This is a genomic window from Streptomyces luteogriseus, from assembly GCF_014205055.1.
GTDB classification, from domain to species: Bacteria; Actinomycetota; Actinomycetes; order Streptomycetales; family Streptomycetaceae; genus Streptomyces; species Streptomyces luteogriseus.
Genome location: NZ_JACHMS010000001.1, coordinates 2574240 through 2599956 on the forward strand (window position 1 = coordinate 2574240; position 25717 = coordinate 2599956).

Annotated in this window: 22 protein-coding genes; 7 read left to right on the forward strand and 15 right to left on the reverse strand. The window is 72.3% G+C overall.

From position 1 onward, the window contains the following. Positions 1-88: 88 nt before the first annotated feature. A complete protein-coding gene (locus BJ965_RS11200) occupies positions 89-2461 on the reverse strand; it encodes a polysaccharide lyase 8 family protein (protein WP_184908514.1) in 2373 nt (790 codons plus the stop codon). 239 nt (positions 2462-2700) lie between these two features. Next, on the reverse strand, positions 2701-3558 hold the full coding sequence (locus BJ965_RS11205) for an SDR family NAD(P)-dependent oxidoreductase (protein ID WP_184917057.1): 858 nt from the start codon (positions 3556-3558) through the stop codon (positions 2701-2703). A gap of 378 nt (positions 3559-3936) precedes the next feature. Between BJ965_RS11205 and BJ965_RS11210 the strand changes: the two genes are divergently transcribed. Then, positions 3937-4542 carry a YceI family protein gene (locus BJ965_RS11210; RefSeq protein ID WP_184908515.1) on the forward strand — a complete coding sequence of 202 codons (606 nt, stop codon included), beginning with the start codon at positions 3937-3939 and terminating at the stop codon, positions 4540-4542. A 217-nt stretch (positions 4543-4759) separates the two neighbouring features. Further along, positions 4760-5545: a S1 family peptidase gene (locus BJ965_RS11215; protein WP_184908516.1), complete on the forward strand. Its 786-nt coding sequence runs from the start codon at positions 4760-4762 to the stop codon at positions 5543-5545. 76 nt (positions 5546-5621) lie between these two features. Here the strand turns inward: BJ965_RS11215 and BJ965_RS11220 are convergent, their stop codons facing one another. Continuing rightward, positions 5622-6206 carry a YdeI/OmpD-associated family protein gene (locus BJ965_RS11220; RefSeq protein WP_184908517.1) on the reverse strand — a complete coding sequence of 195 codons (585 nt, stop codon included), beginning with the start codon at positions 6204-6206 and terminating at the stop codon, positions 5622-5624. A gap of 39 nt (positions 6207-6245) precedes the next feature. After that, the gene (locus tag BJ965_RS11225; protein WP_184908518.1) at positions 6246-6830 is read right to left on the reverse strand and encodes a TetR/AcrR family transcriptional regulator; all 585 of its coding nucleotides are present in this window, start codon (positions 6828-6830) and stop codon (positions 6246-6248) included. A gap of 72 nt (positions 6831-6902) precedes the next feature. Here BJ965_RS11225 and BJ965_RS11230 point away from each other — a divergent pair, with 72 nt between their 5' ends. Both BJ965_RS11230 and BJ965_RS11235 read left to right on the forward strand, forming a co-directional pair. Beyond that, the gene (locus tag BJ965_RS11230; protein ID WP_184908519.1) at positions 6903-7841 is read left to right on the forward strand and encodes a DMT family transporter; all 939 of its coding nucleotides are present in this window, start codon (positions 6903-6905) and stop codon (positions 7839-7841) included. A 168-nt stretch (positions 7842-8009) separates the two neighbouring features. Then, positions 8010-9185 (forward strand): Cmx/CmrA family chloramphenicol efflux MFS transporter, encoded by a 1176-nt coding sequence (locus tag BJ965_RS11235; RefSeq protein ID WP_184908520.1) that lies wholly within the window; start codon positions 8010-8012, stop codon positions 9183-9185. 29 nt (positions 9186-9214) lie between these two features. On the opposite strand, the gene BJ965_RS11240 is transcribed toward BJ965_RS11235, so the two are convergent. After that, the gene (locus tag BJ965_RS11240; protein WP_184908521.1) at positions 9215-10552 is read right to left on the reverse strand and encodes a hypothetical protein; all 1338 of its coding nucleotides are present in this window, start codon (positions 10550-10552) and stop codon (positions 9215-9217) included. Between the two features lie 141 nt (positions 10553-10693). Here BJ965_RS11240 and BJ965_RS11245 point away from each other — a divergent pair, with 141 nt between their 5' ends. Next, positions 10694-11353 carry an SLATT domain-containing protein gene (locus BJ965_RS11245; protein ID WP_184908522.1) on the forward strand — a complete coding sequence of 220 codons (660 nt, stop codon included), beginning with the start codon at positions 10694-10696 and terminating at the stop codon, positions 11351-11353. An 82-nt stretch (positions 11354-11435) separates the two neighbouring features. Here BJ965_RS11245 and cimA read toward each other — a convergent pair whose 3' ends face one another. The 6 genes from cimA to ureA form a co-directional block, all read right to left on the reverse strand. Continuing rightward, positions 11436-13040: a citramalate synthase gene (gene cimA / locus BJ965_RS11250; RefSeq protein ID WP_184908523.1), complete on the reverse strand. Its 1605-nt coding sequence runs from the start codon at positions 13038-13040 to the stop codon at positions 11436-11438. A 301-nt stretch (positions 13041-13341) separates the two neighbouring features. Continuing rightward, positions 13342-14589 (reverse strand): TolB family protein, encoded by a 1248-nt coding sequence (locus BJ965_RS11255; RefSeq protein WP_184908524.1) that lies wholly within the window; start codon positions 14587-14589, stop codon positions 13342-13344. 151 nt (positions 14590-14740) lie between these two features. Then, positions 14741-15340 carry a TetR/AcrR family transcriptional regulator gene (locus BJ965_RS11260; RefSeq protein WP_184908525.1) on the reverse strand — a complete coding sequence of 200 codons (600 nt, stop codon included), beginning with the start codon at positions 15338-15340 and terminating at the stop codon, positions 14741-14743. An 8-nt stretch (positions 15341-15348) separates the two neighbouring features. Further along, positions 15349-16386, reverse strand: a complete 1038-nt coding sequence (locus BJ965_RS11265; RefSeq protein WP_184908526.1) for an agmatine deiminase family protein — start codon at positions 16384-16386, stop codon at positions 15349-15351. 9 nt (positions 16387-16395) lie between these two features. Next, positions 16396-18108: an urease subunit alpha gene (locus tag BJ965_RS11270; protein ID WP_184908527.1), complete on the reverse strand. Its 1713-nt coding sequence runs from the start codon at positions 18106-18108 to the stop codon at positions 16396-16398. Beyond that, entirely contained in the window at positions 18105-18812 is a 708-nt protein-coding gene (gene ureA, locus BJ965_RS11275) for an urease subunit gamma (protein WP_184908528.1), read from the reverse strand. The genes BJ965_RS11270 and ureA overlap by 4 nt, the downstream gene beginning before the upstream one ends. 115 nt (positions 18813-18927) lie before the next feature. On the opposite strand from ureA, the gene BJ965_RS11280 reads away from it, so the two are divergent. Then, positions 18928-20376: a cytosine permease gene (locus BJ965_RS11280; protein WP_184908529.1), complete on the forward strand. Its 1449-nt coding sequence runs from the start codon at positions 18928-18930 to the stop codon at positions 20374-20376. A 212-nt stretch (positions 20377-20588) separates the two neighbouring features. Here BJ965_RS11280 and BJ965_RS11285 read toward each other — a convergent pair whose 3' ends face one another. Both BJ965_RS11285 and BJ965_RS11290 read right to left on the reverse strand, forming a co-directional pair. Continuing rightward, entirely contained in the window at positions 20589-21677 is a 1089-nt protein-coding gene (locus BJ965_RS11285) for a branched-chain amino acid aminotransferase (protein ID WP_184908530.1), read from the reverse strand. A 242-nt stretch (positions 21678-21919) separates the two neighbouring features. Next, the gene (locus BJ965_RS11290) at positions 21920-22963 is read right to left on the reverse strand and encodes a 3-isopropylmalate dehydrogenase (RefSeq protein ID WP_184908531.1); all 1044 of its coding nucleotides are present in this window, start codon (positions 22961-22963) and stop codon (positions 21920-21922) included. A gap of 154 nt (positions 22964-23117) precedes the next feature. Between BJ965_RS11290 and BJ965_RS11295 the strand changes: the two genes are divergently transcribed. Then, a complete protein-coding gene (locus BJ965_RS11295; RefSeq protein ID WP_184908532.1) occupies positions 23118-24704 on the forward strand; it encodes a purple acid phosphatase family protein in 1587 nt (528 codons plus the stop codon). 54 nt (positions 24705-24758) lie between these two features. Here BJ965_RS11295 and BJ965_RS39905 read toward each other — a convergent pair whose 3' ends face one another. Both BJ965_RS39905 and BJ965_RS11300 read right to left on the reverse strand, forming a co-directional pair. Continuing rightward, on the reverse strand, positions 24759-24890 hold the full coding sequence (locus BJ965_RS39905; RefSeq protein WP_107051730.1) for a hypothetical protein: 132 nt from the start codon (positions 24888-24890) through the stop codon (positions 24759-24761). A gap of 248 nt (positions 24891-25138) precedes the next feature. After that, positions 25139-25681, reverse strand: coding sequence for a GNAT family N-acetyltransferase (locus tag BJ965_RS11300; protein ID WP_184908533.1), 543 nt, complete (start codon positions 25679-25681; stop codon positions 25139-25141). Between the last annotated feature and the right edge of the window lie 36 nt (positions 25682-25717).

Sequence of the window (25717 nt, forward strand, 5' to 3'; positions counted from 1 at the left end):
TCCTGGTACCCCTGAACAGAACCGTGGCGGAGTTGAGCCTTTCCGACTGGTCAGGGGGCGTGTCGCTTGTATGGGTCGCACAAAGCGCTCAGGAGAGAGTCACCTCACATACGTGGGTGGCGCATACCTTCTCCGGGGTGACGCGCACGCGCAGTCGGCGGCCCGTGGAGAGCACCTCGACCGTCTCGTCCGCGCGGTCGACCCGGCGGACCGGGTGGTCCCAGACGATCTCCAGCGGTTCGCCCGTACGGGGCGGCTCGCTCACGCAGAGGGTAGCGCTACGGCCCCGGCGGACGATCAGCACGCTCGCGCCGCCGGTGGCGGAGAGCGGGCCCGCCGTCCCCGCGTGCCAGAAGTTCGCGGCGGTGCAGCCGAGGGAGGGCACGGTGACCGCCTGGCGGCCGGCGTCGTTGGCGAGGACCGACATCCAGTGGCGGTCGGCGGCCCGGCGTGCGACCGCCCTGCGGGACGCCCCGGGCATGAGGACATAGGTGTACGTGGCGTCCTCGGGGTCGGTGCCGTGGTCGAGCCAGAGGGTCTGCCAGCGGCGAGTGCGCCGCTCCGGTGTGCTGCCGGTGTTGATGTCGGACCAGGCGCCGGTGCGGTCCTCGCGCAACGCCTTCGGCTCGCGGCCGAACAGGACCCAGCCGCCGTGGCCCTCCAGGTGGGCCCAGTGCGGACCCTTGACGAAGCGCTGGGTGCCGGACGCGCCGAGGTTGCGGTTGTCGACGATCGTCTCGACCGGGACGCCGTCGGAGCAGGTGATCCCGGCGCCCAGGCAGATCACCGCGTCCTCGACGCAGAACCAGGACTTGCGGGCTTCGAGGGTGGAGCCGAGGCCCTTGAGGTGCTGACCGAGGGCCGCGTGGGTGCCGTCGGTGGTGCCGCCGACCCAGCGCGCGTCCGGGCGGGCCGTGCCCCACTCGCCGCCCTCGCGGTCGGCGAGCCGCCTGGTGGAGACGGTGGTGCCGGGCAGGCGGTACCAGTCGACGGTCGGCCAGAACCAGTCCGTGTACTGGTCGCCGGTGCCCTCGGCCCACCACCCGACCATGCCCGCGCCGGTGTGCCAGCCGCGGGGGTTCTCGCCGTTGCCGCATTCGTAGTGGGCGATGCGGTCGCTGGCCATGGCGATGTTCACCGTGAAGCGGGGGCCGCGGTGGACGGCTCGGTCCATGGCGGCGAAGAGGTGGTGCCCGGTGGGTTCGGGGGCGGCCGGGGCGGGTGAGGCGGCGATGGCGTGCAGCCGGGCCAGGTCGGCGACGCCGAACTGGGGTGCCGTCAGGATCGGGCTCACGGTGTCGCGTTCGATCCAGCCCTTCACGCGGGCGTGCCAGCGCTCGCGTTCCGCGGGGCTCGCACCGGCCGCGAGCAGGGCGATCGCGGCGATGAGCTGCCCGCCGTGGTAGTGGTCGCCGCGCAGGATCCTGCGGTCGTCGGTGCTGAGGTAACCGCGGCTGATGGCCCGGCCGTTGACGCTGTCCATGACCAGTCCGTCGTGGATGAGCGGCGCGTAGGCCCGCTCGACGCTGTCGAGGACGATCTGCCGGTTCGGGTCGGTGACCTCCCAGTCGGATCCGGCGAGCAGGGCGAAGAGCCGGCCGAGGCCGTCGAGCATGACCTGGCCGTAGGTGCCCGAGTAGGCGACCCAGGTGTGCTGGACGAAGGAGCCGTCGGCGTGGAGGCCGTCGCCCCGGGTGACGTACGGGAAGACCGGGGAGAGGGCGTCCCGGGCGAGGGCGATCTTGGCGGGGTCGCGGCCGAGGATCCCGCGCAGGGCCACGGAACGGCACAGGTCGACACGGTTGGCGCCGGTGGAGGTGCCGCTGTAGTCGCCGAGGGCCGAGTCGGGGACGAAATGGTCGACCGCGGCGCAGACGGCACGGACGCGGGCCTCCCCCAGCTCCTCGTACAGGGCGGCCGTGATGTCGGTGAGCAGGCGAGGGCTGCCGATCTGCCACTCCCACCAGTTGCCGTAGCGGGTGGTGGAGGGGTTGTAGACGGTGGCGGAGAGGTGGTCGAGGCCGCGCAGGATGCCGGTCAGGAGGGCGGGGTCGGCGGTGGAGCCGGTGCCCTGCTGGACGTAGGCCTGGGTCATGGTCCACAGGCGGCCGTAGCTGAGGGTGATGCCGGCCGGCGGGTCGAAGGCGCGCCCGGGCCAGAGGGAGTCCGCCGCCGGGGCCATGCTCGCGTGCAGGTCGCGGGCGAGTGCGCCGGTCTCGGCGAGCCGGGCGGCGTAGGGCTCGGCCGTGGGGTCGTAGCCGGTGCCGAGCGAAATGCCGAGCCAGCGGCGTCGGAGGGTGTCGTACGGATCGCCCGGCGCGTCGGCGTCCCGGCCCCCGGGCGCCGCGCCCCCGGTCGCCGCGAGGGCCGCGACCGCCAGCATCAGGGCGCGGCGGCTGGGCCGGAGCGGGGTGGCTGCCCCGGCCGCGCGGCGGGGGACGGGTCGACGCTGGGGAGTCATGCCCATGCCCTACCACGGGGAGAGGCTCACCTGAACGGTGGATCCGGCCGATCCGGCCGGAGTGACCGGAACGGGGGAACGGAACGGCTGGGGCGGACCGGGCCACCCGCATCGGGCACGGCCGACGCGAGACCCCCGCACCGGGCACGGCCGACATGAGACCCGCACCGGGCACGGCACGACGCGCCCCCACCAGGCACAGCCGGCACGCGCCCCCAACCGGGCACGGCCGGCGCAGGTCAGCCGAAGCGGTTCAGCAGGCGGCGGTACAGGCCCGGAGCGAGGCCGCGGACCCGGCCCGGGACGGTCAGCCAGGTGGGGATGTAGGCCTCGTCGCGGTTCTGCCGGACGGCGTCCCAGATGGCGCCGGCGACGCAGCCGGGCGAGAGGAGACCGGCGCGGGTGCCGTCGTAGGGCCTGCCGCGGCGGGTGTGGAAGGCCGTGTCGACGGCGCCGGGCACGACGAAGGTCACGCCCACGCCCGTGCCGCGCAGTTCCTGCCGGAGCGCCTCGGCGAAAGCGGCCAGACCGGCCTTGGCGGCGGAGTACACCGCCTCCTCCCGCAGACCCACGCAGCCCGCGACCGCTCCGAGCAGCACCACGCGGCCCTTCCCGGCCGCGATCATGGTGGGCAGCACCTCGCGCACGAGGTGGAGCGTGGCGTTGAGGTCCAGGGTCAGTACGCGGTCGATGTCGGTGTGCGGCATGGCGGTGAAGGGGCCCGTCCATCCCATGCCCGCCCCGGCGACCAGGACGTCGATCCGGCCGGTGGTGTGCAGCGCGGACTGGGCGAGCAGGCGCGGGCCGCCCGGGGCGGCGAGGTCGGCGGGCAGTACGACGGCGGAGGTGCCGGACGCCGTCTGCTCCAGGCGGTGCCGGTCGCGTCCGTTCAGCAGCAGCTGCCAGCCGTCCATGGCGAAACGCCGTGCCGTGGCCGCGCCGATGCCCGAGGAGGCGCCGGTGACCAGGGCCACGCGCCGGTCGAGCCGCCGCGGTGGCCCGTACTGGTTCACCCGGGCGGGGACGGGGGCCGTGGCGCGCCGCGGGACGGGGTCCGCCGGTGGGTCGTAGGCCGAGCCGGAGCCGGTGAGTGTCACGAGTCGCTCTCCCCTGCGCTGTGCGTCCGCCGTGGTCTCGTCTGTCTCCATACGGTCACTGGAAACGGAACCCCGTCTCGCCGGACACCGCCACCGCACGGCGGGCCGCCGGGGCCCAGCGTGACGGCCTCCGGGGCCCCGGTCCGGTGGCCCGCCCGCGTGCCGGGCCACCGCACACCGCCGTCGGCAGAATCACTCGCGTGGGCCGCGCGATTAGGCCGAGCGGGGGTACGGGAGGGGGTGGGAGGACCCGGGAGGGGTGCCGCGGACGTGATGCGGACACACCCACCAAAGATGTTGAACATTGAACGGAATAGGTCTACGGTGGGTCGCGTTGGAGTAGTTAAAGATTCAACATCCACGCAGGAGGCGTACCCCATGAGCATCTTCAGCCGCCACGACACCAAGACCGCCGCCACCACCGGTGCCGCCGTGAGCCCCGAGCTGGCCGCCCTGACCGGCGACTACACGATCGACCCCGCGCACTCGACGATCGGCTTCGTCGCTCGGCACGCCATGGTCACCAACGTCAAGGGCGGCTTCCAGGACTTCACCGGCACGCTCCACCTCGACGGCACCGACCCGTCGCGGTCGACGGCCTCGCTGGACGTCGTGATGGACAGCATCGACACGGGCAACGCAGACCGTGACGGCCACCTCAAGAGCGCGGACTTCTTCAAGGCGGACGAGTTCCCGGCCATGACGTTCCGCTCCACCAAGGCGGAGGCGCTCGGCGGTGACGACTACCGGATCACCGGCGACCTGACGATCCTCGGCACCACCCGGCAGCTCGCCATCGACCTCGAGTTCAACGGCGCCGCGAAGGACCCCTTCGGCAACGAGCGCGTCGGCTTCGAGGGCAAGGCGGAGATCCTGCGCTCCGAGTGGGGCCTGACCTGGAACGCCACGCTGGAGACCGGCGGCGTCCTGGTCTCCGACAAGATCAAGCTCAACTTCGACATCTCGGCCATCAGGAACGCGTGAGCCCCGCGGGACCGGCCCGGTGACATCACCCGGGCCGGTCTGGCCGGTTCCCGCCCCTTGTGCGAAGACTCCCGGCGTTCCCATAATCCAGCAGCAATATTTTGACCAGTCCATGCCAGCACATGGACGTTTCTTTTGACCTTGCTGCTGTCATGCGCTCGTCAATCTGATGCTTCGGTTGCACCTCCCCAGTCAACCCCCCACGGAAGGCATCACGTTGAAGAGACTCCTCACGGCCCTCAAGAGATGCGCGGCACTCGGCGCCGCCGCCCTCGCGATCGCCAGCCTTCAGCCCGTCTCCGCCGCCCAGGCCGCCCCCTCTCCCGTCGTCGGCGGGACCCGGGCCGCGCAGGGCGAGTTCCCGTTCATGGTCCGGCTCTCCATGGGCTGTGGCGGCGCGCTCTACACCCAGCAGATCGTGCTCACGGCCGCGCACTGCGTGGGCAGTTCCGGCAACAACACCGGCATCACCGCCACCGCGGGGGTCGTCGACCTCCAGTCCTCCAACGGCCGGGTCCAGGTCCGCTCCACCAAGGTGCTGCGCGCCCCGGGCTACAACGGCACCGGCAAGGACTGGGCGCTCATCAAACTCGCGCAGCCCATCAACCTGCCGACCCTGAAGATCGCCACCACCGCGCAGTACAACACCGGGGACTTCACCGTCGCCGGGTGGGGCGCGAACCGTGAGGGCGGCTCCCAGCAGCGCTACCTCCTGAAGGCGACCGTGCCGTTCGTCAGCGACGCCGCGTGCAAGGCCTACGGCGGTCTCTACAGCGGCCTCGTCGCGAACGAGGAGATCTGCGCCGGCTTCGACGCGGGCGGGGTCGACACCTGCCAGGGCGACTCCGGCGGCCCGATGTTCCGCAAGGACAACGCCGGCGGCTGGATCCAGGTCGGCATCGTCAGCTGGGGCGAGGGCTGCGCCCGTCCCGAGGCTCCCGGCGTCTACACGGAGGTGTCCACGTTCGCCTCCGCCATCGCTTCGGCGGCGTCGACCCTCTGACCCACGGCTCCAGGGCCCGGCGCCGACAGGTGCCGGGCCCGTTCTTCAGGAGTGCGACGGCCTCCGCCCGGTGGAGTCACCGCGTCTCCCGCTCCGCCGACTCCAGCTTCGCCACCGCCGCCGCCACCTGGGCAGCCCTGCTCCCCGCGGTCCGGGCGCGGAGGACGCCGAGCATCGCCAGGTACCGGTCCGTGCGGCCCAGCGCCTCGAAGGCCGCGGCCGCGCGGGGGCTCCCGTTCAGCGCCTCCACCAGGTCCGCCGGGACCTCGGCCTCCGCCTGCGACGCGTAGGCCGCCTCCCAGCGGCCGTCCGCCCGCGCGGCCGACACCTCCGCGAGGCCGCCGGGCCGCATTCGTCCGGCGGCTGTCAGCTCCTCGATCCGGCGGACGTTGACCAGGGACCACAGGCTGCCGGGGCGCCGGGGGGTGATCCGCTGGAGGTAGTACGACGCGTCGAGTCCCTTGCGCTGCCCGGTGATCCACCCGTGACACAGCGCCACGTCGTTGACGTCGGCGGCGCTGACGGACGGGATGCCCGAACCCTTCTTCGCGACCCTGACCCAGAGGCCGGAGTGCGGGGCCGGGTGGGCGGTCAGCCAGGAGTCCAGGTCGGCCGTGGTGCCGAAGGGGAGGGAACAGGTGCCGTCGTCGAAAGGGGTCATGGCCTCACCGTAGGGAGGAAGCAGGACGGATTCTGTCCGCTATGCCAGGAGCGCGCGGGCCTGTTCGCGGGCCTGGGCGATGGCGTCCGGGAAGACGCCCAGGCCGTGGGCGACCAGGGCGCCCTCGTGCAGGAGCATCAGCGTCCGGGCCGTCGAGTCGGCCGTCTCGGGCGCGATCTCCGCGGCGAGACCCGTGAACAGGGCGAGCATCCACCGCTTCTGGCCGGTGATGATCGGGTGGGCCGGATGGGCGGGGTCGCCGATCTCCGCGTGGGCGTTGACCATGCTGCACCCCCGTGGGCCGAACTCCTCGGCCCACGCGCGCGAGGCGTCGAACACCGCCAGGACGCGCTCGCGCGGGGCCTGTCCCGCCGCGTCGAGGTGCTCGGCGAGGAAGGCCCGCCAGCGCTCGTCGCGGTCCGCGAGGTACTCCACGACGATCTGCTCCTTGGAACCGAACCGGTCGTAGAGCGTCTTCTTCGTGACGCCGGCCTCGGCGGAGATGAGGTCGACGCCGACGGCGTGGATGCCGCGCTCGTAGAACAGCCGGGCGGCGGCCGCCAGAACGCGGCGGGCGGCGGGCGTCATCGTGATGCGGCGCGGCTTCGGCTCGGCGGTACCCATGACACCCGACTATACCGATCTGTATAGTGACCGGGGAACGGGTATACCGATCTGTCTACTGGTCGTGATGTCGTGAACATCCTCTTGTCCCTCGCCTTCGTCCTGTGCTGGAGTTCCGGCTTCATCGGGGCCAAGCTCGGCGCCGGCAGCGCGTCCGCGCTCACGGTTCTGATGTGGCGGTTCCTGCCGCTGGCCGTCGTCCTCGTCGCCGTCGCCGTCGTCATGCGATCGGCCTGGCGGGGCCTCACCGCCCGGGATCTCGCCCGGCAGGCCGTGGTCGGCGTGCTGTCGCAGAGCGGCTATCTGCTCAGCGTCTATCACGCCATCCAGCTCGGCGTCTCCAGCGGTACGACGGCCCTCATCGACGGGGTCCAGCCCCTGGTCGCCGGGGCCCTCGCGGGGCCGCTGCTCGGGCAGTACGTCTCGGGCCGGCAGTGGCTCGGCCTGGGCCTGGGGCTGGGCGGCGTCGCCGTGGTCACACTGGCCGACGCGGCCGCGGGCGGCGACGTGGCGTGGTGGGCGTACGGCATCCCGCTGCTCGGCATGCTGTCCCTGGTCGCGGCGACGTTCCTGGAGAGCCGGGCCCGCTCCCGGGTCGCGCCGTCGGTGTCGCTGACCGTCCACTGCGTCACCAGTGCGGTCCTCTTCTCGGTACTGGCCCTCGGCAGCGGATCGGCCGCACCGCCCGCTCGCGGGGATTTCTGGGTGGCGGTCGCCTGGCTCGTGGGGCTGTCCACGTTCGGCGGGTACGGGCTGTACTGGCTCATCCTGAAGCGCTCCGGGGTCACCGAGGTCAACACGCTGATGTTCCTGATGGCCCCGGTCACCGCGGTCTGGGGCGCGCTGATGTTCGGTGAGCCGTTCGGCGTGCAGACCGCTCTCGGGCTGACCGTCTGCCTCGTGGCGGTCGTCGTCGTCCATCGCGGCGGCGGCCGGAGCGGCACGAGCCTGACCGCCGCCCGGTCGGAGCGGGAGGAAAACCGGTGGACCCGGTCCCCCGGCTCCACCTAGCGTGCCGTCCATGTCCGGCCCCGAGGCGTCCAGAGTGTGGCCACCGGCTCTCCGGTGGCTGTTCGTGACGCCGATGCCGGGCCGCTGAGGCCGCCCGCTCCGTTCCGCCGCCGGTTTGCCGTCCGACCTGTCGTGTCCGACGTCGACTCCTCGGTGCGGAGTTTCCTCATGCCGTTCGCTCTTCTTCTGCTGGGCCTTGCCGTGTTCGCGCAAGGCACGTCCGAGTTCATGCTGTCCGGGCTGGTGCCGGACATCGCACGGGATCTGGGGGTGTCCGTCCCTGCGGCGGGCGCCCTGACCTCGGCCTTCGCGGCCGGGATGGTCGTCGGGGCGCCGCTCGTGGCGGGGCTCGCGCGGCGCTGGCCCAGGCGGGGCGCGCTGCTGGCGTTCCTCGTCGTCTTTCTCGCCGTCCATGTCGTCGGCGCGCTCACCGGCAGCTTCGCCGTCCTGCTCGCCACCCGGGTGGTGGGGGCGTTCGCCAACGCCGGGTTCCTCGCGGTCGCCCTGGTCGCCGCCGTGGACATGGTCCCGGGCGACGCGAAGGGGCGGGCGACGTCCACGCTGCTGGGCGGGGTGACACTGGCGTGTGTGGCCGGGGTGCCGGCCGGGGCCGTGCTGGGCGAACTGTGGGGCTGGCGTGCGGCGTTCTGGGCCGTGGCGCTGCTGTCGGTGCCCGCGCTGGTCGCGGTGGCGTCTTCCGTGCCGGGCGGTGCGGCCGGGGGTCCGCCGCCCGCGCTGCGCGGTGAACTGCGGTCGCTGCGTGACCCCCGGCTGCTCGTCACCCTTCTGCTGGGCGCTCTGGTGAACGGCGCGACGTTCTGCACCTTCACCTATCTCGCGCCACTGGTCACCGAGGTGTCCGGGCTGGGCGACGCCTGGATCCCGGGGGTCCTGGCCCTGTTCGGGGCCGGAGCCTTCGCGGGGGTGACCGTCGCCGGACGCCTCGCCGACCGGCGTCCCGGACCGGTGCTCTCCGGCGGGGGCCTCGCGCTGGGGGTGGGCTGGTGCGCCCTCGCCCTCGGTGCCGGGCAGCCGGTCCCGGTACTCGCGCTCGTCTTCGCCCAGGGTGCCCTGTCCTTCGGCGTCGGCTCCACGCTGATCACCCGGGCGCTGTACGCGGCGCAGGGCGCGCCGACCCTGGCCGGCGGTTTCGCGACGGCGGCTTTCAACGTGGGTGCGGCGGTGGGCCCTTGGGCCGGAGGCGCGGTGATCGACGCGGGGTTCGGATACCGGGCACCGGTGTGGGTCAGCGCGGGCCTGGTGGCCATGGCGCCGGCGGTCGCCGCGACGACGCTGCGGCGACGGGAGCGGGCCGCGGGGACGAAGACGCCGCTACGGCGCTGACTCTGCGGGCCCTGGAACCCGTGGCCTGGTCAGAACCCTCCCCCGAAGTCCCCGCCGCCACCGAAGTCTCCTCCTCCGAAGCCTCCTCCGAAGTCGCCCGAGTTGAAGTCCGCGCCGGAGACGTCGCCGCCCTCGTAGCCGCCGAAGTCGCCGTAGCCGGAGCCGTAGTCGGCCGCGTAGGCGGGGCCGGCCATCATGCTGCCGAGCATGGTGCCGACGAGGAGGCCGGGCAGGAGGCCTCCGCCGAAGTAGCCGCCGGCCCAGGGGCCGTACGCCGGTCCGGCCTCCCAGTAGGGGCGGCGGCCGTAGTCGGTGTCGACCTCGCGGATCACCGGGTCGCGGCCCTCGGCCAGGCGCCTGCCGTCGGCCGCGCAGACGGGGACCTCGCGGGCGGCGCCGCCCGGGGGCGTCCAGGTGGCGTCGGCGACCGAGGGCCCGTGGCGCGGATCGAAGAAGCAGGGCGGACGGCGCTCCGGCAGGGCTCCGCCCTCGCGGCGGGCCGCGAGCCGGGCCAGGGAGAACCGGCCGTCCTCCACGGCCTGGGTGACGGCCCGGACGTCCTCCGGTTTCGTCGCGGCCGCCATCGTGGACTTGGCCTGGTCGTAGCAGTCCAGGGCACGCTCGTAGTCGGTGCGCATCGCGTCGTCGGCGCCGGGTTCCGAGGGATGGAAGTCGAGCCGGTCGAGTTCCTCGCCGAACGCGGTGATGTCCTCGTCGACGACCACCCGCAGCTTCTCCAGTGCGGCCCGCTGCTCCTCCTCGTGGCGGCGCCGGTTGCGGCGGACCAGGGCGTAGGCGCCCGCGCCGCCGGCCGCGACCAGGGCGCCGATCGTGATCAGGCCGCCGACCGGCACGTCGGTGCCCGCGCCGTCGCTCCAGCTGCTCGGCGCCGAGCCGCCCACGTTGCGCAGGGCGTCGTCGACGAAGTCGTTCAGCTGGGCCTTGGTGTCGCCCGCGTCCTGCACGGCCGTGACCAGGTTGGACACCGCCTGCCGGCTCATCACGGAGCTGTCGGCGCGGGCGTCGAACCGGTCGCCGAGACGGATGCCGTACAGGCCGGTGATGCCGGTCTCGGTGCGCAGGTTCCGGAAGAGGTCCTGCGTGGGGTAGCCGGCCGGGAGGACGGCCACGAAGACGGGCTTGCCGGCGTCCTTGATCTTGTCGGCGAGCGCCTCCGCGTCCGACGCCGCGAGCTGTCCGGAGGCGGCCGGATCGACGTAGACGGGGCTCTCCCGCAGTTCCCGGGCGACGGCGGAGAGGTCGGTGGCCGCGTGCGCGCCCGGCGCACCGGCCAGCAGCACCGCCAGTACGGCGGCGAACGGCACGATCAGCAGACGTACGACGGTACGCACCAGCACGGCCTTCATATGTTCGAAGCTACCCGAAATACCACAGAAAGGGTTATCCGTCGGGGCAGGGACTTGCTGCCGCGGCTGCGCCTAGGATGCCTCTGGCCATCCAGGACGGGCGGGAGCAGGGGCATGTTCGGACGACGTAGAGCTGCGGACATGACGGTGTCCGAACTGACCGAGCTGGACCGCTCGCGCACGCGGGCCGATCTGCTGTGGGAGCTGTTCCGGCATGCCGAGGCGGAGGTGACGTCGGCGATCGGCTGGTATCTGGCCCGGCGACGGGGGCCGTCGCTGTGGTCGCGTTCGCTGCGGGCGCTCGCCACGCTGCTGGGCATCGTCGGCACGATCACGCCACTGGTGCACGCGGCCTCGCCCACGACGGTGCAGCCCGAATGGGGTTTCGTGTTCCTGGCCGGCGGGGCGGGGTGCGTCCTCTTCGACCGGATCTTCGGGTTCTCGGCGTCCTGGACCCGCTACATCCGTGCGGAACTGGCGTTGCAGCACATCCTCAAGAAGGCGCAGTCCGACTGGGCGCAGGCGTTCCTGAGGACCACCGACTCCCCCAGCGACAAGGAGCAGGCCACATTGCTCGGGGTGATCGAGCGGCTGCGGACCGACGCGCAGCGGATCATCGAGGACGAGGGCACGGCGTGGGTCGGCTACCTGGCCGACGGCGTCGAGGAACTGACCCGCTCCACCGCCACCGCCACCGGCCAGCGCTCCCACACCGCGGGCCTCTTCCGGCTCGACCGGACCCCCGGCCGCGACCGGGGCGGCGAGGTCCCGGTGCCGCGGTCCAGGGACACGGCGATGTGACACCGGCCCGGGGCCGCGGCCCCGGGACACGGCGATCCGACTCCGCCCCTGGGGCCGCGACCCGGCCGGACCCGGGCCACGACTACTCCGCCGGAGCGACCCCCGCGCGCAGCAGCCCGTAGGTGTACGCGTCCTCCAGAGCCTGCCAGCTCGCGGCGATGACGTTCTCGGCGACGCCGACCGTCGACCACTCGCCCGTGCCGTCGGAGGTGGAGATCAGTACGCGGGTCGTGGAGTTGGTGCCGTGCTTGCCCTCCAGGATGCGGACCTTGTAGTCCACCAGCTCCAGCTTGGCGAGCTGCGGGTAGATCTTCTCCAGGCCCACGCGCAGGGACCGGTCCAGGGCGTTGACCGGGCCGTTGCCCTCGGCGGTTGCGACGATGCGCTCGCCCTTGGCCCACAGCTTGACCGTGGCCTCGTTGGCGTGGGAGCCGTCGGGCCGGTCCTCGACGATGGCGCGCCAGGACTCGACCTCGAAGTAGCGCAGCGGCACGCCCTGCACCTCGGCGCGCAGGAGCAGTTCGAAGCTCGCGTCGGCCGCCTCGTACGTGTAGCCCTCGAGCTCGCGCTCCTTCACCCGCTCGACCACCCGGCCGACCAGTTCGCGGTCGCCACCGAGGTCGATGCCGAGTTCCTTGCCCTTGAGCTCGATGGAGGCGCGTCCGGCCATGTCGGAGACCAGCATGCGCATGGTGTTGCCGACCTGCTCGGGGTCGATGTGCTGGTAGAGGTCCGGGTCGACCTTGATCGCCGAGGCGTGCAGTCCGGCCTTGTGGGCGAAGGCCGAGAGCCCGACGTAGGGCTGGTGCGTGGAGGGGGTGAGGTTGACGACCTCGGCGATCGCGTGCGAGATGCGGGTCATCTCGCGCAGGTGCCCCTCGGGCAGGACCTTCTTGCCGTACTTCAGCTCCAGTGCCGCCACGACCGGGAACAGGTTGGCGTTGCCGACGCGTTCGCCGTAGCCGTTGGCCGTGCACTGCACGTGGGTCGCGCCCGCGTCGACGGCGGCCAGGGTGTTGGCGACCGCGCAGCCCGTGTCGTCCTGGGCGTGGATGCCGAGCCGGGCGCCGGTGTCGGCGAGGACCGTGGAGACGACGGCCTGGATCTGGGCCGGGAGCATGCCGCCGTTGGTGTCGCACAGGACGACGACGTCCGCGCCGGCCTCCGACGCGGTACGGACGACCGCCTTGGCGTACTCGGGGTTGGCGCGGTAGCCGTCGAAGAAGTGCTCGCAGTCGATGAAGACGCGGCGGCCCTGCTCCTTGAGGTAGGACACGGTGTCGCGGACCATCGCCAGGTTCTCGTCCAGGGTGGTGCGCAGCGCGAGTTCGACATGGCGGTCGTGCGACTTGGCGACCAGCGTGATCACCGGTGCGCCGGCTTCCAGGAGCGCCCTGACCTGCGGGTCCTCGGCGGCGGTGGTGCCGGCGCGGCGGGTGGAGCCGAACGCGACGAGCTGGGCGTGCCGGAAGTCGATCTCCTGCTGGGCGCGGGCGAAGAACTCGGTGTCCCGGGGGTTGGCGCCCGGCCAGCCGCCCTCGATGAAGCCCACGCCGAAGTCGTCCAGGTGCCGTGCGATGGCCAGCTTGTCGGCGACGGTGAGGTTGATGCCCTCCCGCTGGGCGCCGTCGCGCAGGGTGGTGTCGAAGACGTGGAACGAATCGTCGAGCTCGCTGGTGTCGGTCATGGTCTCAAGGCTCCTGAGGATGGGATCTCGGTCGTACCGGAATGACCGGCTCCACCGCCCTCTCATACTCCCTCGCGCTCTCGCCTCCGGCTGTGGGTGGGCCAGAAATGCGAAAAACCTCTCGCGGGTGCGAGAGGTCTGCGCGCGGGTCGAGGACGACGGTGTCCGCCCGTACCTGGTCGTACGTGGCGGTCACTGCGGACCGGCGCGCCTGCTGCCAATAATCATGGCGAACGAGAGCACGGAGGAAGTCTGGCACAACCTCCGCGCTTCGCTCACCGCCGTCTCAGGATGCGGTCGGTCACCTCAGGTGACGGACGTAGACGTGCGAGGTGTCGTAGGTGTCGCCGGGCACGAGGTCGGGTGCGGAACTGCCGAAGGCGACGGTGCGGCCCTTGCGGTCGATCACCGGGGCGGACACGCTCTGGTCGTTCGGGCCGCCCGCGGCGTCGGGGCTGGCGAGGACCGTGCGCCCGGTGCTCAGATCGCGGACGTACGCGCGGGTCGTACGGTTCGTGTCGCCCGGGTCGGCGGACACGAAGGCCAGGTGCCGGCTGTCGGCGCTGAGCCGCGGATGGGCGGTGAAGGCGGCCGGGTCGGCGGCGTCGATCCGGCGCAGCTCGCCCGTCTTCAGGTCGCGGACGAAGACGTTGTGGCCCTGATTGGTGTCGCCCGCGCTGAGCTGTGAGTCGAGGGAGTTGAAGACCGCGTACCGGCCGTCCGCGCTGACCTGTGGGAACTCGGTCTGCCCGTCGGACTTCCGGCCGTCCGGGGCCAGGTCGGCCTGGATCAGCTCGCCGCTCGGGACGTCACGCACCCAGGCGTCGCTCCAGTCGCCCGAGGCGGGGTGCGGCACGAAGGACTGGTAGCCGACGCGCTTGCCGTCGGCGCTGATGGACGGGTTGGTGGCGGCGGTCTTGCGGTCGCCGGCGGCGGGCACCTGGCTGATGCGGACGGCCGTGCCGCTGGTGCGGTCGACGCGGTAGACGCGACCCCAGCGGTCGTCCCCCTCCGAGAAGCCGGAGCGCTCCGCGATGAAGGCGACGTAGCGGCCGTCGGCGCTGATGGCGGGCCGGCGGCCGGTGTCGTAGCCGGAGTCGACGGTGTCCTCGACGCGCTGCAGGGCGCCGGTTCCGAGGTCCTCGACCCAGATGTGGCTCAGGCCGTCGGCCGCGGCCGTGGCGCTGAAGGCCAGGTACCGGCCGTTGCCGCTCAGCGCGACGTCATCGACGGAGCCGTCCACCGTGCGGCCGGCCATCCTGGTCGTGCCGGTCCTCAGGTCGCGGACGAAGGCGTCGGCGGTGCCGTCGGTGTCACCGGCGACGAGGTTGTCGGCGCTGGAGACGAAGGCGACGGAGCGGCCGTCGGCGCTCAGGCTCGGCCCGCCGGAGGGCGCGTTGCCGTCGGTGCCGTCCGGGGCCACGCTCGCCTTCTCGGTCCGCGGCGCGGGTACGGGCGCCGCCGTCGCGGGCAGTGCGGCGACGGCGGCGAGCGCGACGGCCAGGGCGACGCCGAGCGTGCCGGACGTGGCCCTCCTGGTGCTGGTCATGTGCTGTTTCCCCCTGTTGTTCCCGGGGCCTGAGCCCCGGTGTTCCCCGTGGACGCTTCTCCCCCGGCCCCGCGCCGAGGGCTGCTCAGAGCCAACATCACGACGGGCCAGAGGGTCAATCCGACGTATTGAGTACAACCCGGGCGTACGTTCAGGCGTCCGCGAGCAGGCTGTCGGCGAGGAACTCGTGCACGTGGCGCAAGATCTGGGCCCGGTCGGTGCCGCGCAGGCCGATCGCCACATGGATCGAGAAACCGTCGAGCAGCGCGCGCAGGCGGGCGGCGAACCGGTCCGGGTCGACGCGCCGGAACTCGCCCCGCGAGATGCCCTCGGCGAGCAGGGCGACCAGGTCGCGGTGCCAGGCGCCCTCGATGGCGGCCTGCCGGTCGCGGGCGTCGGCGTCGGCGTTCTGCGAGCGGTTCCAGACCTCCAGCCACAGCGTCCAGTGCGGGTCGCGGTGGCCGTCGGGGACGTACAGGTCGACGTAGGCGTCGAGGCGTTCGAGGGCGGGCGCGGTCCGGGTCAGCAGCCGGCCGCGCTCGGCGCCGAGGCGGCCCTCGCTCCACTCCAGGGTGCGCAGCAGCAGTTCGTCCTTGGAGCCGAAGTAGTAGAGCAGATGGCCGCTGCTCATGCCGACCTCGCGGCCGAGCGCGGCCATGGTGAGCTTCTCCAGGCCGCGCTCGGCGATCATCTCCATGGCCGCGGCGAGGACGTCCTCGCGGGGCGGGGCCTGCCGTCGCCCACCGGCCATGTGCACTCCTAGGTCCTCGGTTGCTGCTGCGTGATGCAGTGGATGCCGCCACCGCCCGCGAAGATCGTACGGGCGTCCACCAGGGTGACGGTGCGCTCGGGGAACAGGCGGCGGAAGATGCCGGCGGCGATCTCGTCACGCGGGTCGTCGAAGCCGCACAGGACCACGCCGCCGTTGCAGAGGTAGTGGTTGATGTAGGAGTAGTCGGCCCAGTGGCCGTCGGCCTCCAGGACGGTCGGGGCTGGGACCTCGACGACCTCCAGGCGCCGTCCGCGCGCGTCCGTCTGCGACCGCAGCAGGCCGATGACCTCCCTCGTCACCTCGTGGTCGGGGTGGGCGGGGTCCGGCTGGGAGTGGGCCACGACGACGCCCGGGCGGGCGAAGGCCGCGACGATGTCGACGTGGCCGAGGGTGCCGAAGCCGTGGGGAGGGTAGTCGCCGGTCAGGCCGCGCGGCAGCCAGATCGCCTTGCGGGTGCCGAGCTGGGCGTGGATCTCGGCCTCGACCTGCTCGCGGGACCAGCCCGGGTTGCGCTCCGGGCCGAGCTGGACGGTCTCGGTCAGCAGGACCGTGCCCTCCCCGTCGACATGGATCGCCCCGCCCTCGTTGACGAGCTTCGAGGCGTACGTCCGTGCCCCGGCGAGCTCGGCGACGTGCGCGGCGACCTCGGCGTCGTGCTCCCAGCGGGCCCACTCCTGCGCGCCCCAGCCGTTGAACGTCCAGTCGACGGCGGCCAGTTCACCGCTGCCGTTGGTCAGGAAGGTGGGGCCGATGTCACGCATCCAGGCATCGTTCAGGTCCCTCTCGACCGTGTCGACGCCCTCGCCCAGCAGCGCACGTGCCTCGGCCGAGCTGCCCGGGCCGCACACCACCGTCACCGGCTCGAAGCGGCGCACGGCCCGGGCGACCGCGGCCCAGGCGACCCGGGCGGCGGCCAGCTCCCCGGGGTCGTCGAAGGTCTCGTTCGGGCCCGGCCAGGCCATCCAGGTCCGCTCGTGCGGAACCCACTCGGCGGGCATGCGGAAGCCGTCGGCGGCTGCGGACATCGTTGATCCTCAGAGGAAGTAGAGACGGTTGAGGGAGACGGACTCGGCGGGTCCGGAGCGCAGCGGCTCGCCGTCGAGGGTGACCAGACCGGTGCGCTGGTCGACGTCGACCGCTCCGGTACGGGAGTTGAGGCGCAGGTCGGCCGGGCCGATGCCGCGGGTGCCGCGCACGGCGACCCTGCGGCGCCGGGTCGGCATGGTGTCGTGCCCCTGGTCGAGCGCGGCCCGCGCGACGAACGCCACCGATATCTCGGCCGGTGTCGCCCCGTGCGCGCCGAACTGCGGTCCGAGGACGAGCGGTTCGCAGGTGTCGGTCGCCGCGTTCGGGTCGCCGACCACGCCGTACGCCGGGAAGCCGGCCTTCAGCACCAGCTGCGGCTTGGCGCCGAAGTACTCGGGCCGCCACAGCACGATGTCGGCGAGCTTGCCGGTCTCGATGGACCCGACCTCGTGGGACAGCCCGTGTGCGAGGGCCGGGTTGATGGTCAGCTTGGCCAGGTAGCGCAGGACGCGCTCGTTGTCGTGCTCCTCGTCGGGGGCACCGAACTCGGCCTTCATCTTCCCGGCCATGGCGAACGTCCGACGGACCGTCTCGCCCGCGCGTCCCATGCCCTGCGCGTCCGACGAGGTGATGCCGATGGCGCCCAGGTCGTGCAGGACGTCCTCGGCGCCCATGGTGCCGGACCGGATGCGGTCGCGGGCCATGGCGGCGTCCCCGGGCAGGTCGGTCTTGAGGTCGTGGACCGAGACGATCATGCCGTAGTGCTCGGCGACGGCGTCCCGGCCGAAGGGCAGGGTCGGGTTGGTGGAGGAGCCGATGACGTTCGGCACGCCCGCCATCTTCAGAACGTTGGGAACGTGCCCGCCGCCGCAGCCCTCGATGTGGAAGGCGTGGATGGTCCGGCCCTCCAGCACGCGCAGGGTGTCCTCCACCGACAGGCACTCGTTCAGCCCGTCGCTGTGCAGGGCGACCTGGACGTCGTGCTCCTCGGCGACCCGCAGGGCGGTGTCCAGGGCGCGGGTGTGGGCGCCCATGTCCTCGTGCACCTTGAAGCCGGAGGCGCCACCCTCGGCGAGGGCCTCGACCAGGGGCGCCTCGTGGGACGACGAACCACGGCCCAGGAAGCCGATGTTGACCGGCCAGGCGTCGAAGGCGCCGAAGGCGTGCCGCAGCGCCCAGGGCGAGTTGACGCCGACGCCCCACACCGGCCCGAACTCCTGCCCGATGACCGTGGTGACGCCGGAGGCGAGCGAGGCCTCCATGATGCGCGGCGACAGCAGGTGGACGTGGGTGTCGACGGCCCCGGCGGTGGCGATCAGGCCCTCGCCGGAGACGATCGAGGTGCCCGTGCCGACGACGACGTCGACCCCGTCGAGGGTGTCGGGGTTGCCGGCCCGCCCGATCGAGCAGATCCGGCCCTCGCGGATGCCGATGGACACCTTCCGGACGCCCTGCACGGCGTCGATCACCACGACGTTGCTGACCACGACGTCACAGGTCTCCCGGACCGCTGCCGCCTTGAGGTGCAGCCCGTCGCGGGCGGTCTTGCCGAACCCGGCGAGGAACTCGTCACCCCGGCGCTGGGAGTCGGACTCGACCTTGACGACAAGACCCGAGTCACCGAGACGGATGCGGTCACCGGCGCGGGGGCCGTGCGTGGCGGCGTACTCGTACGGGGTGAGGCGGCGCGCCTCGGCGGGGTGGCCTCCTGGGCGGCTCATCGCTCGACCTCCTGATCAGTCGCTGCTTCCGGTACGCCGAGGTAGCCGCAGGCGGCGGCCCGCCTCAGGGCCTCCTCCTTGGCGCCCGGCGCGTCCAGCGGCCCGTCGACGAGCCCGGCGAACCCGATGGCGATCCGCTCGCCCCCGATGGGCACCAGCCCGACCCCGGCGCTCTCCCCCGGCCCGAACCGCACGGACGACCCCGCGGGCACGGCCAGCCGCATGCCGTAGGCCCGGCCGCGGTCGAAGTCGAGCCGCGGATTGGCCTCGAAGAAGTGGAAGTGGGAGGTCACCGACACGGGCACGGTCGCGGTGTTGGTGACCGTGAGCCGCTCGGCCGGCTCGGACTCGGCATCCTGCGGCCCGGGCAGCAGTGCGCCCGGGGCGTCCGGCCCCGAGCCGCCGCCGACGGGGTCGGAGACGACCGCGAGTCGCGAGCCGTCGTCGAAGACGGCCTCGACGTGCACCTCGGTGACGACGTCGGCGACACCGGGCAGCACGTCGTCCGGTCCGAGCACCGCCCGCGCCCGCTCGATCGCCTCGGTGAGCCGGGCGCCGTCCCGGGCGGCCTCGCACACCGTGTCGGCGATGAGCGCGGTCGCCTCGGGGACGTTGAGCCTCAGTCCCCTGGCCCTGCGGGCCCGGGCCAGCTCGGCGGCGCCGAAGAGCAGCAGCCGGTCGCGTTCGGTCGGGGTCAGCCGCATGTCACTCCCTTCGTTTAGAGCATCACTCTAAACAAGAAATTACCTTGCCTGAAAGGTTGACGGTGAAGCAATGCACACATCACATTGAACGTCGCTCTAACCAAGGGAGACCAGCATGCCGATCGAACAGCGCGGAGTCGACACCATCCCCGAGGAGGAGCGCACCAGCGGGCCGCGCGACCTCGTGTCGATCCTGCTCGGCTCCAACCTCTGCCTGGGCGTGATCGTCTTCGGCTGGCTGCCGCCGTCCTTCGGCCTCGACTGGTGGTCGTCGGTGAGCGCGGTGCTCGCGGGCACGGTGGTGGGCGTGCTGTTCACGGCCCCACTGGCACTGGTCTCGCTGCGCACCGGCACCAATCTGTCGACCTCCTCCGGCGCCCAGTTCGGGGTCCGCGGGCGGTTGGTCGGCTCGGTGGTCGGGCTGCTGCTGGCCCTCGGCTACACCGCGCTGACCGTATGGATCGGCGGAGACGTGATGGTCGGCGTCCTGGGCCGGCTGGCCGGACTGCCGCAGGGCGGGGTGGCGTACGGCGTCGTCTACGGGCTGCTCGCCGCGGCCACCGTCGCCGGTGCGGTGTACGGCTACCGGGTGCTGCTCGCGATGTCACGGGTGCTGGCGTTCGGCATGACGGCCCTGCTGGCGCTGGGCGTGATCGCCTACGCCCCGGGCTTCACCACCGCGGCGCTGCCGGAGGCGGGCGGCTATCTGCTGGGCGGGTTCTGGCCGACCTGGCTGCTCGCGGCCGTGGCCGCCGGGCTGTCCGGGCCGGTCGCGTTCATCACGCTGCTCGGCGACTACACCCGCTACATCTCCCCGGCCCGCCACTCCTCCCGCCGGGTGCTGCACGCGACCTGGCTGGGGCTGATGCTGGGCCTGCTGGTGCCGCAGCTCTTCGGCACGTTCACGGCGTACGCCGCCGGGGCGGCCCTGGACTACGCGGGCCCGCTGGTCGACGCGGCCCCGTCCTGGTACCTCGTGCCGTTGCTCCTGGCGGCCTCGGCCGGTTCGGTCGGCAACGCGGGGCTGATGCTGTACTCGATGGGCCTCGACCTGGACGCGATCCTGCCGCGCGCCTCCCGGGCCCGGGCGACGTACGTGGTCGCGGCCGTCGCCACGGCCTGTGTCTTCGCCGGGCACTACTACTCGACCGCGCAGGACGCGATGACGTCCTTCGTGCTGCTCCTGACCGCCGTCGGCACGCCGTGGGCGGTCATCACCCTCATCGGCTTCGCCCGCTGCGGCGGGGTCTACGACGCGGACGCCCTCCAGGTCTTCAACCGCCGTGCCCGGGGCGGCGTCTACTGGTACCGCGCCGGCTGGAACGTCCCGGCGGCGCTCTCGTGGGCGGCCGGGGCGACAGTGGGTGTCCTCGCGGTGTCCCTGCCGTCGTACGAGGGGCCGCTGCTGGCGATGACCGGCGGGGTGGACTGCAGTTTCCTGCTGTCGGGGGTGGTCGGAGGGGTGGCGTACGCGCTGACGGCCCCGGGCTCACCCGCAGAGGAGCCCGGGGCCGGTGAGGCGACGCCCGCTTCTCGCCCGGTCGATTCGCGCCCAGCTTCTTGATGGCCCGGCGTCACGCGGGCAGGAGCCCGGCTCCCTGGCCGCCCGGCCTCGACACGGCTGACGGCCCGACCGGCTCAACCCGGGCAAGAGCCCGGCCTCCTGCCTGACCGATTCGACACGGCCGACGGACCAGCTTCCCGCCCAACCGATTCGGGTGGTGGGTGGGCATAGGCAAGGGGGTCCGGGAGCGGAGCCCCCGGGACCGGGAGCGCTCAGCCCAGGCGGTGCATCCAGCCGTGGGCGTCCGAGGCCGTACCCCGCTGAATGTCCAGCAGCGCCTGGCGCAGCCGCAGCGTGACCTCGCCCGGCTCTCCCCCGCTCTGCTTCCACTCCGCCGTGGCCCGCTTCACCGTACCGACCGGAGTGATGACCGCGGCCGTACCGCAGGCGAAGACCTCCGTCAGCGAGCCGTTCTCCGAGTCCCGCTGCCACTGGTCGACCGAGACCCGGCCCTCCTCGGCCTCGTACCCGAGGTCACGGGCGACGGCGAGCAGGGAGTCGCGCGTGACGCCCTCCAGGATCGACCCGGTCAGCGACGGCGTGACGATCTTGTCGCCGTACACGAAGTACAGGTTCATGCCGCCCAGCTCCTCGACCCACGTGTGCTCCACGGCGTCGAGGTAGCAGACCTGGTCGCAGCCCTTCGTCGCGGCCTCGGCCTGCGCGAGCAGGGACGCCGCGTAGTTGCCGCCGGTCTTCGCGTCGCCCATGCCGCCGGGGACGGCGCGGACGCGGTCCTCGGAGACCCAGATGGACACCGGCTTCACACCACCGGGGAAGTACGCCCCGGCCGGGGAGGCGATCACCAGGAACAGGTACTCGTTGGCCGGCTTCACACCCAGCCCGACCTCGGTGGCGATCATGAACGGGCGCAGGTAGAGGGACTCCTCGCCGCCGTGCGCCGGCACCCATGCCTTGTCCTGCTTCACCAGGGCGTCGCACGCCTCGATGAACGTCTCGACCGGCAGCTCGGGCATCGCGAGCCGGCGGGCGGAGCGCTGGAAACGCTCGGCGTTCTTCTCGGGGCGGAAGGTGGCGACGGACCCGTCGGGCTGGCGGTAGGCCTTCAGGCCCTCGAAGATCTCCTGCGCGTAGTGCAGGACCGTGGTGGCGGGGTCGAGGGAGATCGGCGCGTACGGCACGAGCTGCCCGTCGTGCCAGCCGCGGCCCTCCGTCCACTTGATCGTCACCATGTGGTCGGTGAAGTGGCGGCCGAACCCGGGGTTGGCCAGGATCCCCTCGCGTTCCGCGGCGGAGAGCGGGTTGGCGGAGGGCTTGAGCTCGATCGTGGGCGTCGTCATGGGTTGATGTCCTTCACCGGTTGTAGTGACGGGCCGCGCTCGGTACTGCTCTGATGGTGACCAGTGCTAGGACGTCCGAGCATTCCCTCATTCCGCGGCCTCGCGTTCGATTATCGCCCGGGGGCGGCGGCGGAAGGAACGGGGTGATTGCGGCCCGGTGGTCGATGGTGGCACCCGGCGGGAACATGCGGAAGCCGCCGGGCGCTGATGCGACCCGGCGGCTTGCGGTGTGCAGCGGCGGGTCAGCCGGCTACGCGTACGGCGAGCGCGTCGCCGATCTCCGAGGTGGAGCGGGCGGGCTTGCCGGTGCGCTCCGCGAGGTCGGCGGCGACCGCGTCGTCGATGCGGGCGGCCTCGGCCTCGTAGCCGAGGTGGCGCAGGAGCAGGGCGACGGACAGCACGGTGGCGGTCGGGTCGGCCTTGCCCTGGCCGGCGATGTCCGGGGCCGAGCCGTGCACGGGCTCGAACATCGAGGGGAAGTCGCCGGAGGGGTTGATGTTCCCGCTGGCGGCGACGCCGATGCCGCCGGAGACGGCCGCGGCGAGGTCGGTGACGATGTCGCCGAAGAGGTTGTCCGTGACGATCACGTCGAAGCGCTCGGGCTGCGTGACGAGGTAGATCGTCGCCGCGTCCACGTGCATGTACTCGGTGGTGACCTCGGGGAACTCCTCGGCCACCTTGTTGAAGACGTTCGTCCACAGGTGACCGGCGAAGGTCAGCACGTTGTTCTTGTGGATCAGTGCCAGCTTCTTGCGGGGACGGGCCTGGGCACGGGCGAAGGCGTCGCGGACCACGCGCTCGACACCGAAGGCCGTGTTCACGGAGACCTCGGTGGCGACCTCGTGCTCGGTGCCCTTGCGGATCGTGCCGCCGTTGCCGGTGTACGGGCCCTCGGTGCCCTCGCGGACCACGACGAAGTCGATCTGCGGCTCGCCGGCGAGCGGGGTGGCGACACCCGGGAGGAGCTTCGACGGACGCAGGTTGACGTGGTGGTCGAAGGCGAAGCGGAGCTTGAGCAGGAAGCCGCGCTCCAGAACGCCGGACGGCACGGACGGGTCGCCGATCGCGCCGAGCAGGATGGCGTCGTGCCGCTTCAGGGCGTCGAGGTCGGCGTCGGTGAGGGTCTCACCGGTGGCGTGGTAGCGCCGGGCGCCGAAGTCGTACTCCTCCGTCTCCAGCTTCACATCCTGCGGAAGGACGGCGGAGAGGACCTTCAGGCCTTCGGTCACGACCTCCTGGCCGATGCCGTCACCGGGGATCACTGCGAGATTGATGCTGCGAGACATGCGGGCACCCTACTCCTCGTCCCATGGGATGACATTCGGTGTCCGTGATGCGGACAGGCGGGAGGCGTCCGGCCGGGTGACGGCACGCGTCCGTCGGGTGCCGTTCACCCGTTTGTGGTGCGGCCGTTGGCCTCTGCTGGGAAGTTCACTGGACATGGAGATCCCCCACTTCGGCATCCCGCCCGAGCTCGCCGGCCGGATGAGCATGGCGGAGCAGCACGAGTACTTGCGGACCCGGCTGTCGCGGCGGCGCACGCTGGTGACGGCGGGCGCGGTGGCGAGCGGACTGCTGACCGGCTGCTCCGGCTCCTCCTCCGGCTCCCGTTCCGGGCAGGCCGGCGCCACGGCGACGGGCAGCCCGTCCCCGAGCACGTCGCAGGCACCCGGCTCCCTCGTCACTCCCTTCGGCCGCCATCTCGCCTTCGGCGCCGACCCCAGGACGCAGATGCGGATCTCCTGGCAGGTGCCGCTCGCGGTGCGGAAGCCGTACGTGCGGGTGGGGCTGCGTCCCGACGACCTCGGCCGCAAGGTGGAGGCGGAGCTGCGCGATCTGCACACCCCGGAGCTGAAGGGCATCCGGGCGGCGGTGGACCAGTACTACCTGCACGCCGCGCTGGACGGCCTCCGTCCGGGCACGACGTACTACTACGGCGTCGGCCACGAGGGCTTCGACCCGGCCTCCCCACGGCATCGGTCGACCGTCACGTCCTTCCGCACGGCACCGGCGAGCCCGCCCGGGCGGTTCGTGTTCACCGCGTTCGGCGATCAGGGCGTCGGTGACGAGGCGGCCCTCAACGACCGCACGCTGCTGCGCCGGAAGCCCGCCTTCCATCTGCACGCGGGCGACATCTGCTACGCCGACCCGACCGGCAAGGGCAAGGAGTCGGACGTCTTCGACGCGAGCCAGTGGGACCGGTTCCTGAAGCAGACCGAGCCGGTGGCTAGGGCGGTGCCGTGGATGGTGACCACCGGCAACCACGACATGGAAGCCTGGTACTCACCCGACGGCTACGGCGGCCAGCTCGCCCGGTTCTCCCTGCCGGACAGCGGCTTCGACGCGCGTACGGCACCGGGTGTGTACGCGTTCACGTACGGCAATGTGGGCGTGGTCGCGCTGGACGCGAACGACGTGTCGTACGAGATCCCCGCCAACCTCGGCTACACGGAGGGGCGGCAGACGAAGTGGCTGGACGGCAAGCTCGGCGAGCTGCGGTCCTCGAAGGACGTCGACTTCATCGTCGTCTTCTTCCACCACTGCGCGTACTCGACGTCCACGCACGCCTCCGACGGCGGGGTGCGCGCCGAGTGGCTGCCGCTGTTCGCCCGGCACGAGGTGGACCTGGTGATCAACGGGCACAACCACGTCTACGAGCGGACGGACGCCATCCGGAACGGCGAGGTGGGCCGGCCGGTGCCGGTCGGCGGAACGACGGATCCGCGGCGGGACGGGATCGTGTACGTCACCGCGGGCGGGGGCGGCAAGGAGCTGTACGGCTTCCCCGACGGCGTGAAGGAGAGCTACGAGGGGAACGCCGCCGACCACGAGCCGGTCAGCACGTTCCGGTGGACCAAGTCCCGGGACACCAAGGCGGAGTCGGCGCAGTGGTCACGGGTGCGCTACCGGGGCTTCTCGTTCCTCTCGGTGGAGGCGGAGAGTGGCGCCAGGCCGCGACTGAAGGTGTCGGCGCTGGCGTCGAGCGGTGAGCGGATCGACCACTTCGAGGTGCGGCGCGGGGCGTGAGGCCCCGCACCGCGCCTCGTCGGGCGGCTCCCGGTCCTGTGTGCGGTGCGCGGCTCAGTGGCCGCTGGATCCGCCGTTGTCCCTGCGGTCGAGGGCGCGCTGGAGCGCGGCGGCGGCGTTCTTCCGGTCGGACTCGGTCGTACGGGAGAGGTGACGGACTCGGCGGCGGACGGTCGTCTCGGCCATGGGAAATCGACTCCTTCGACAGCACGGAGTGCACAGGGAGGGATACGAGACGCCGGAGGGGGCGGGGAGCGGTGCCGCAGGGGTTGCCTGCACGGGGCCCGGCTCACGACCGCCATTCGCTTGGTCGAGCGAGACGTTCGGCTCCTACAAAGCTAAGGGAGCGCGGAGCGTCTGTCTCCACAATTACTCGGACTTCCTACTATCTGAGACGGTGGACTGGGTCACACCGTGCTGACCTGCGGTGATTTCTAGAGCACGTCGCCGTCGCGCCAGTCGAAGACCAGCTCGTGCGCGGGGTCGAGGGACCCGGCCAGGGCGGCCCGGACGTACGTGCTGCCCTCCTCCTCCGGCAGCCGGACGATGCCGTCCCGCGGGCTGAGTGCGTGCACCCGACCGGTCCACGACTCCCAGCCGCGGGAGGCGTAGAGCCGGGCCCCGTCGTCGCTCGCGGAGAGGGCGCCGAGGTCGTAGGCGCGGTCGACGACGCGTTCCAACTCCGCCATGACCCGTCCGCCGAGGCCGCCGCGGCGGACGTCGGCACGGACGGCGACGTTCTCGACGTACCCGGCCCGCATCCACCGCCCGCCGTGCCGCACCCGGCGCATCACGACAGCACCGTGCGCGGCGAGCCCGGATTCGTCGTGCACGAGGGCATGCACGCCGCCGAGACCGTGATCCCAGTCCTCGTCACCGAAGTCCCCCTCGAACGCGGCGTCCAGCAGGCCGCGCACGGCGTCGAGTTCGGCGGGGGTCAGATCGGCGGTGTGGGTGGTGCGCACTCGGGTGGTCATCGCACCAGTATGTGAAGGGACCGGGCGGCTCTCGAC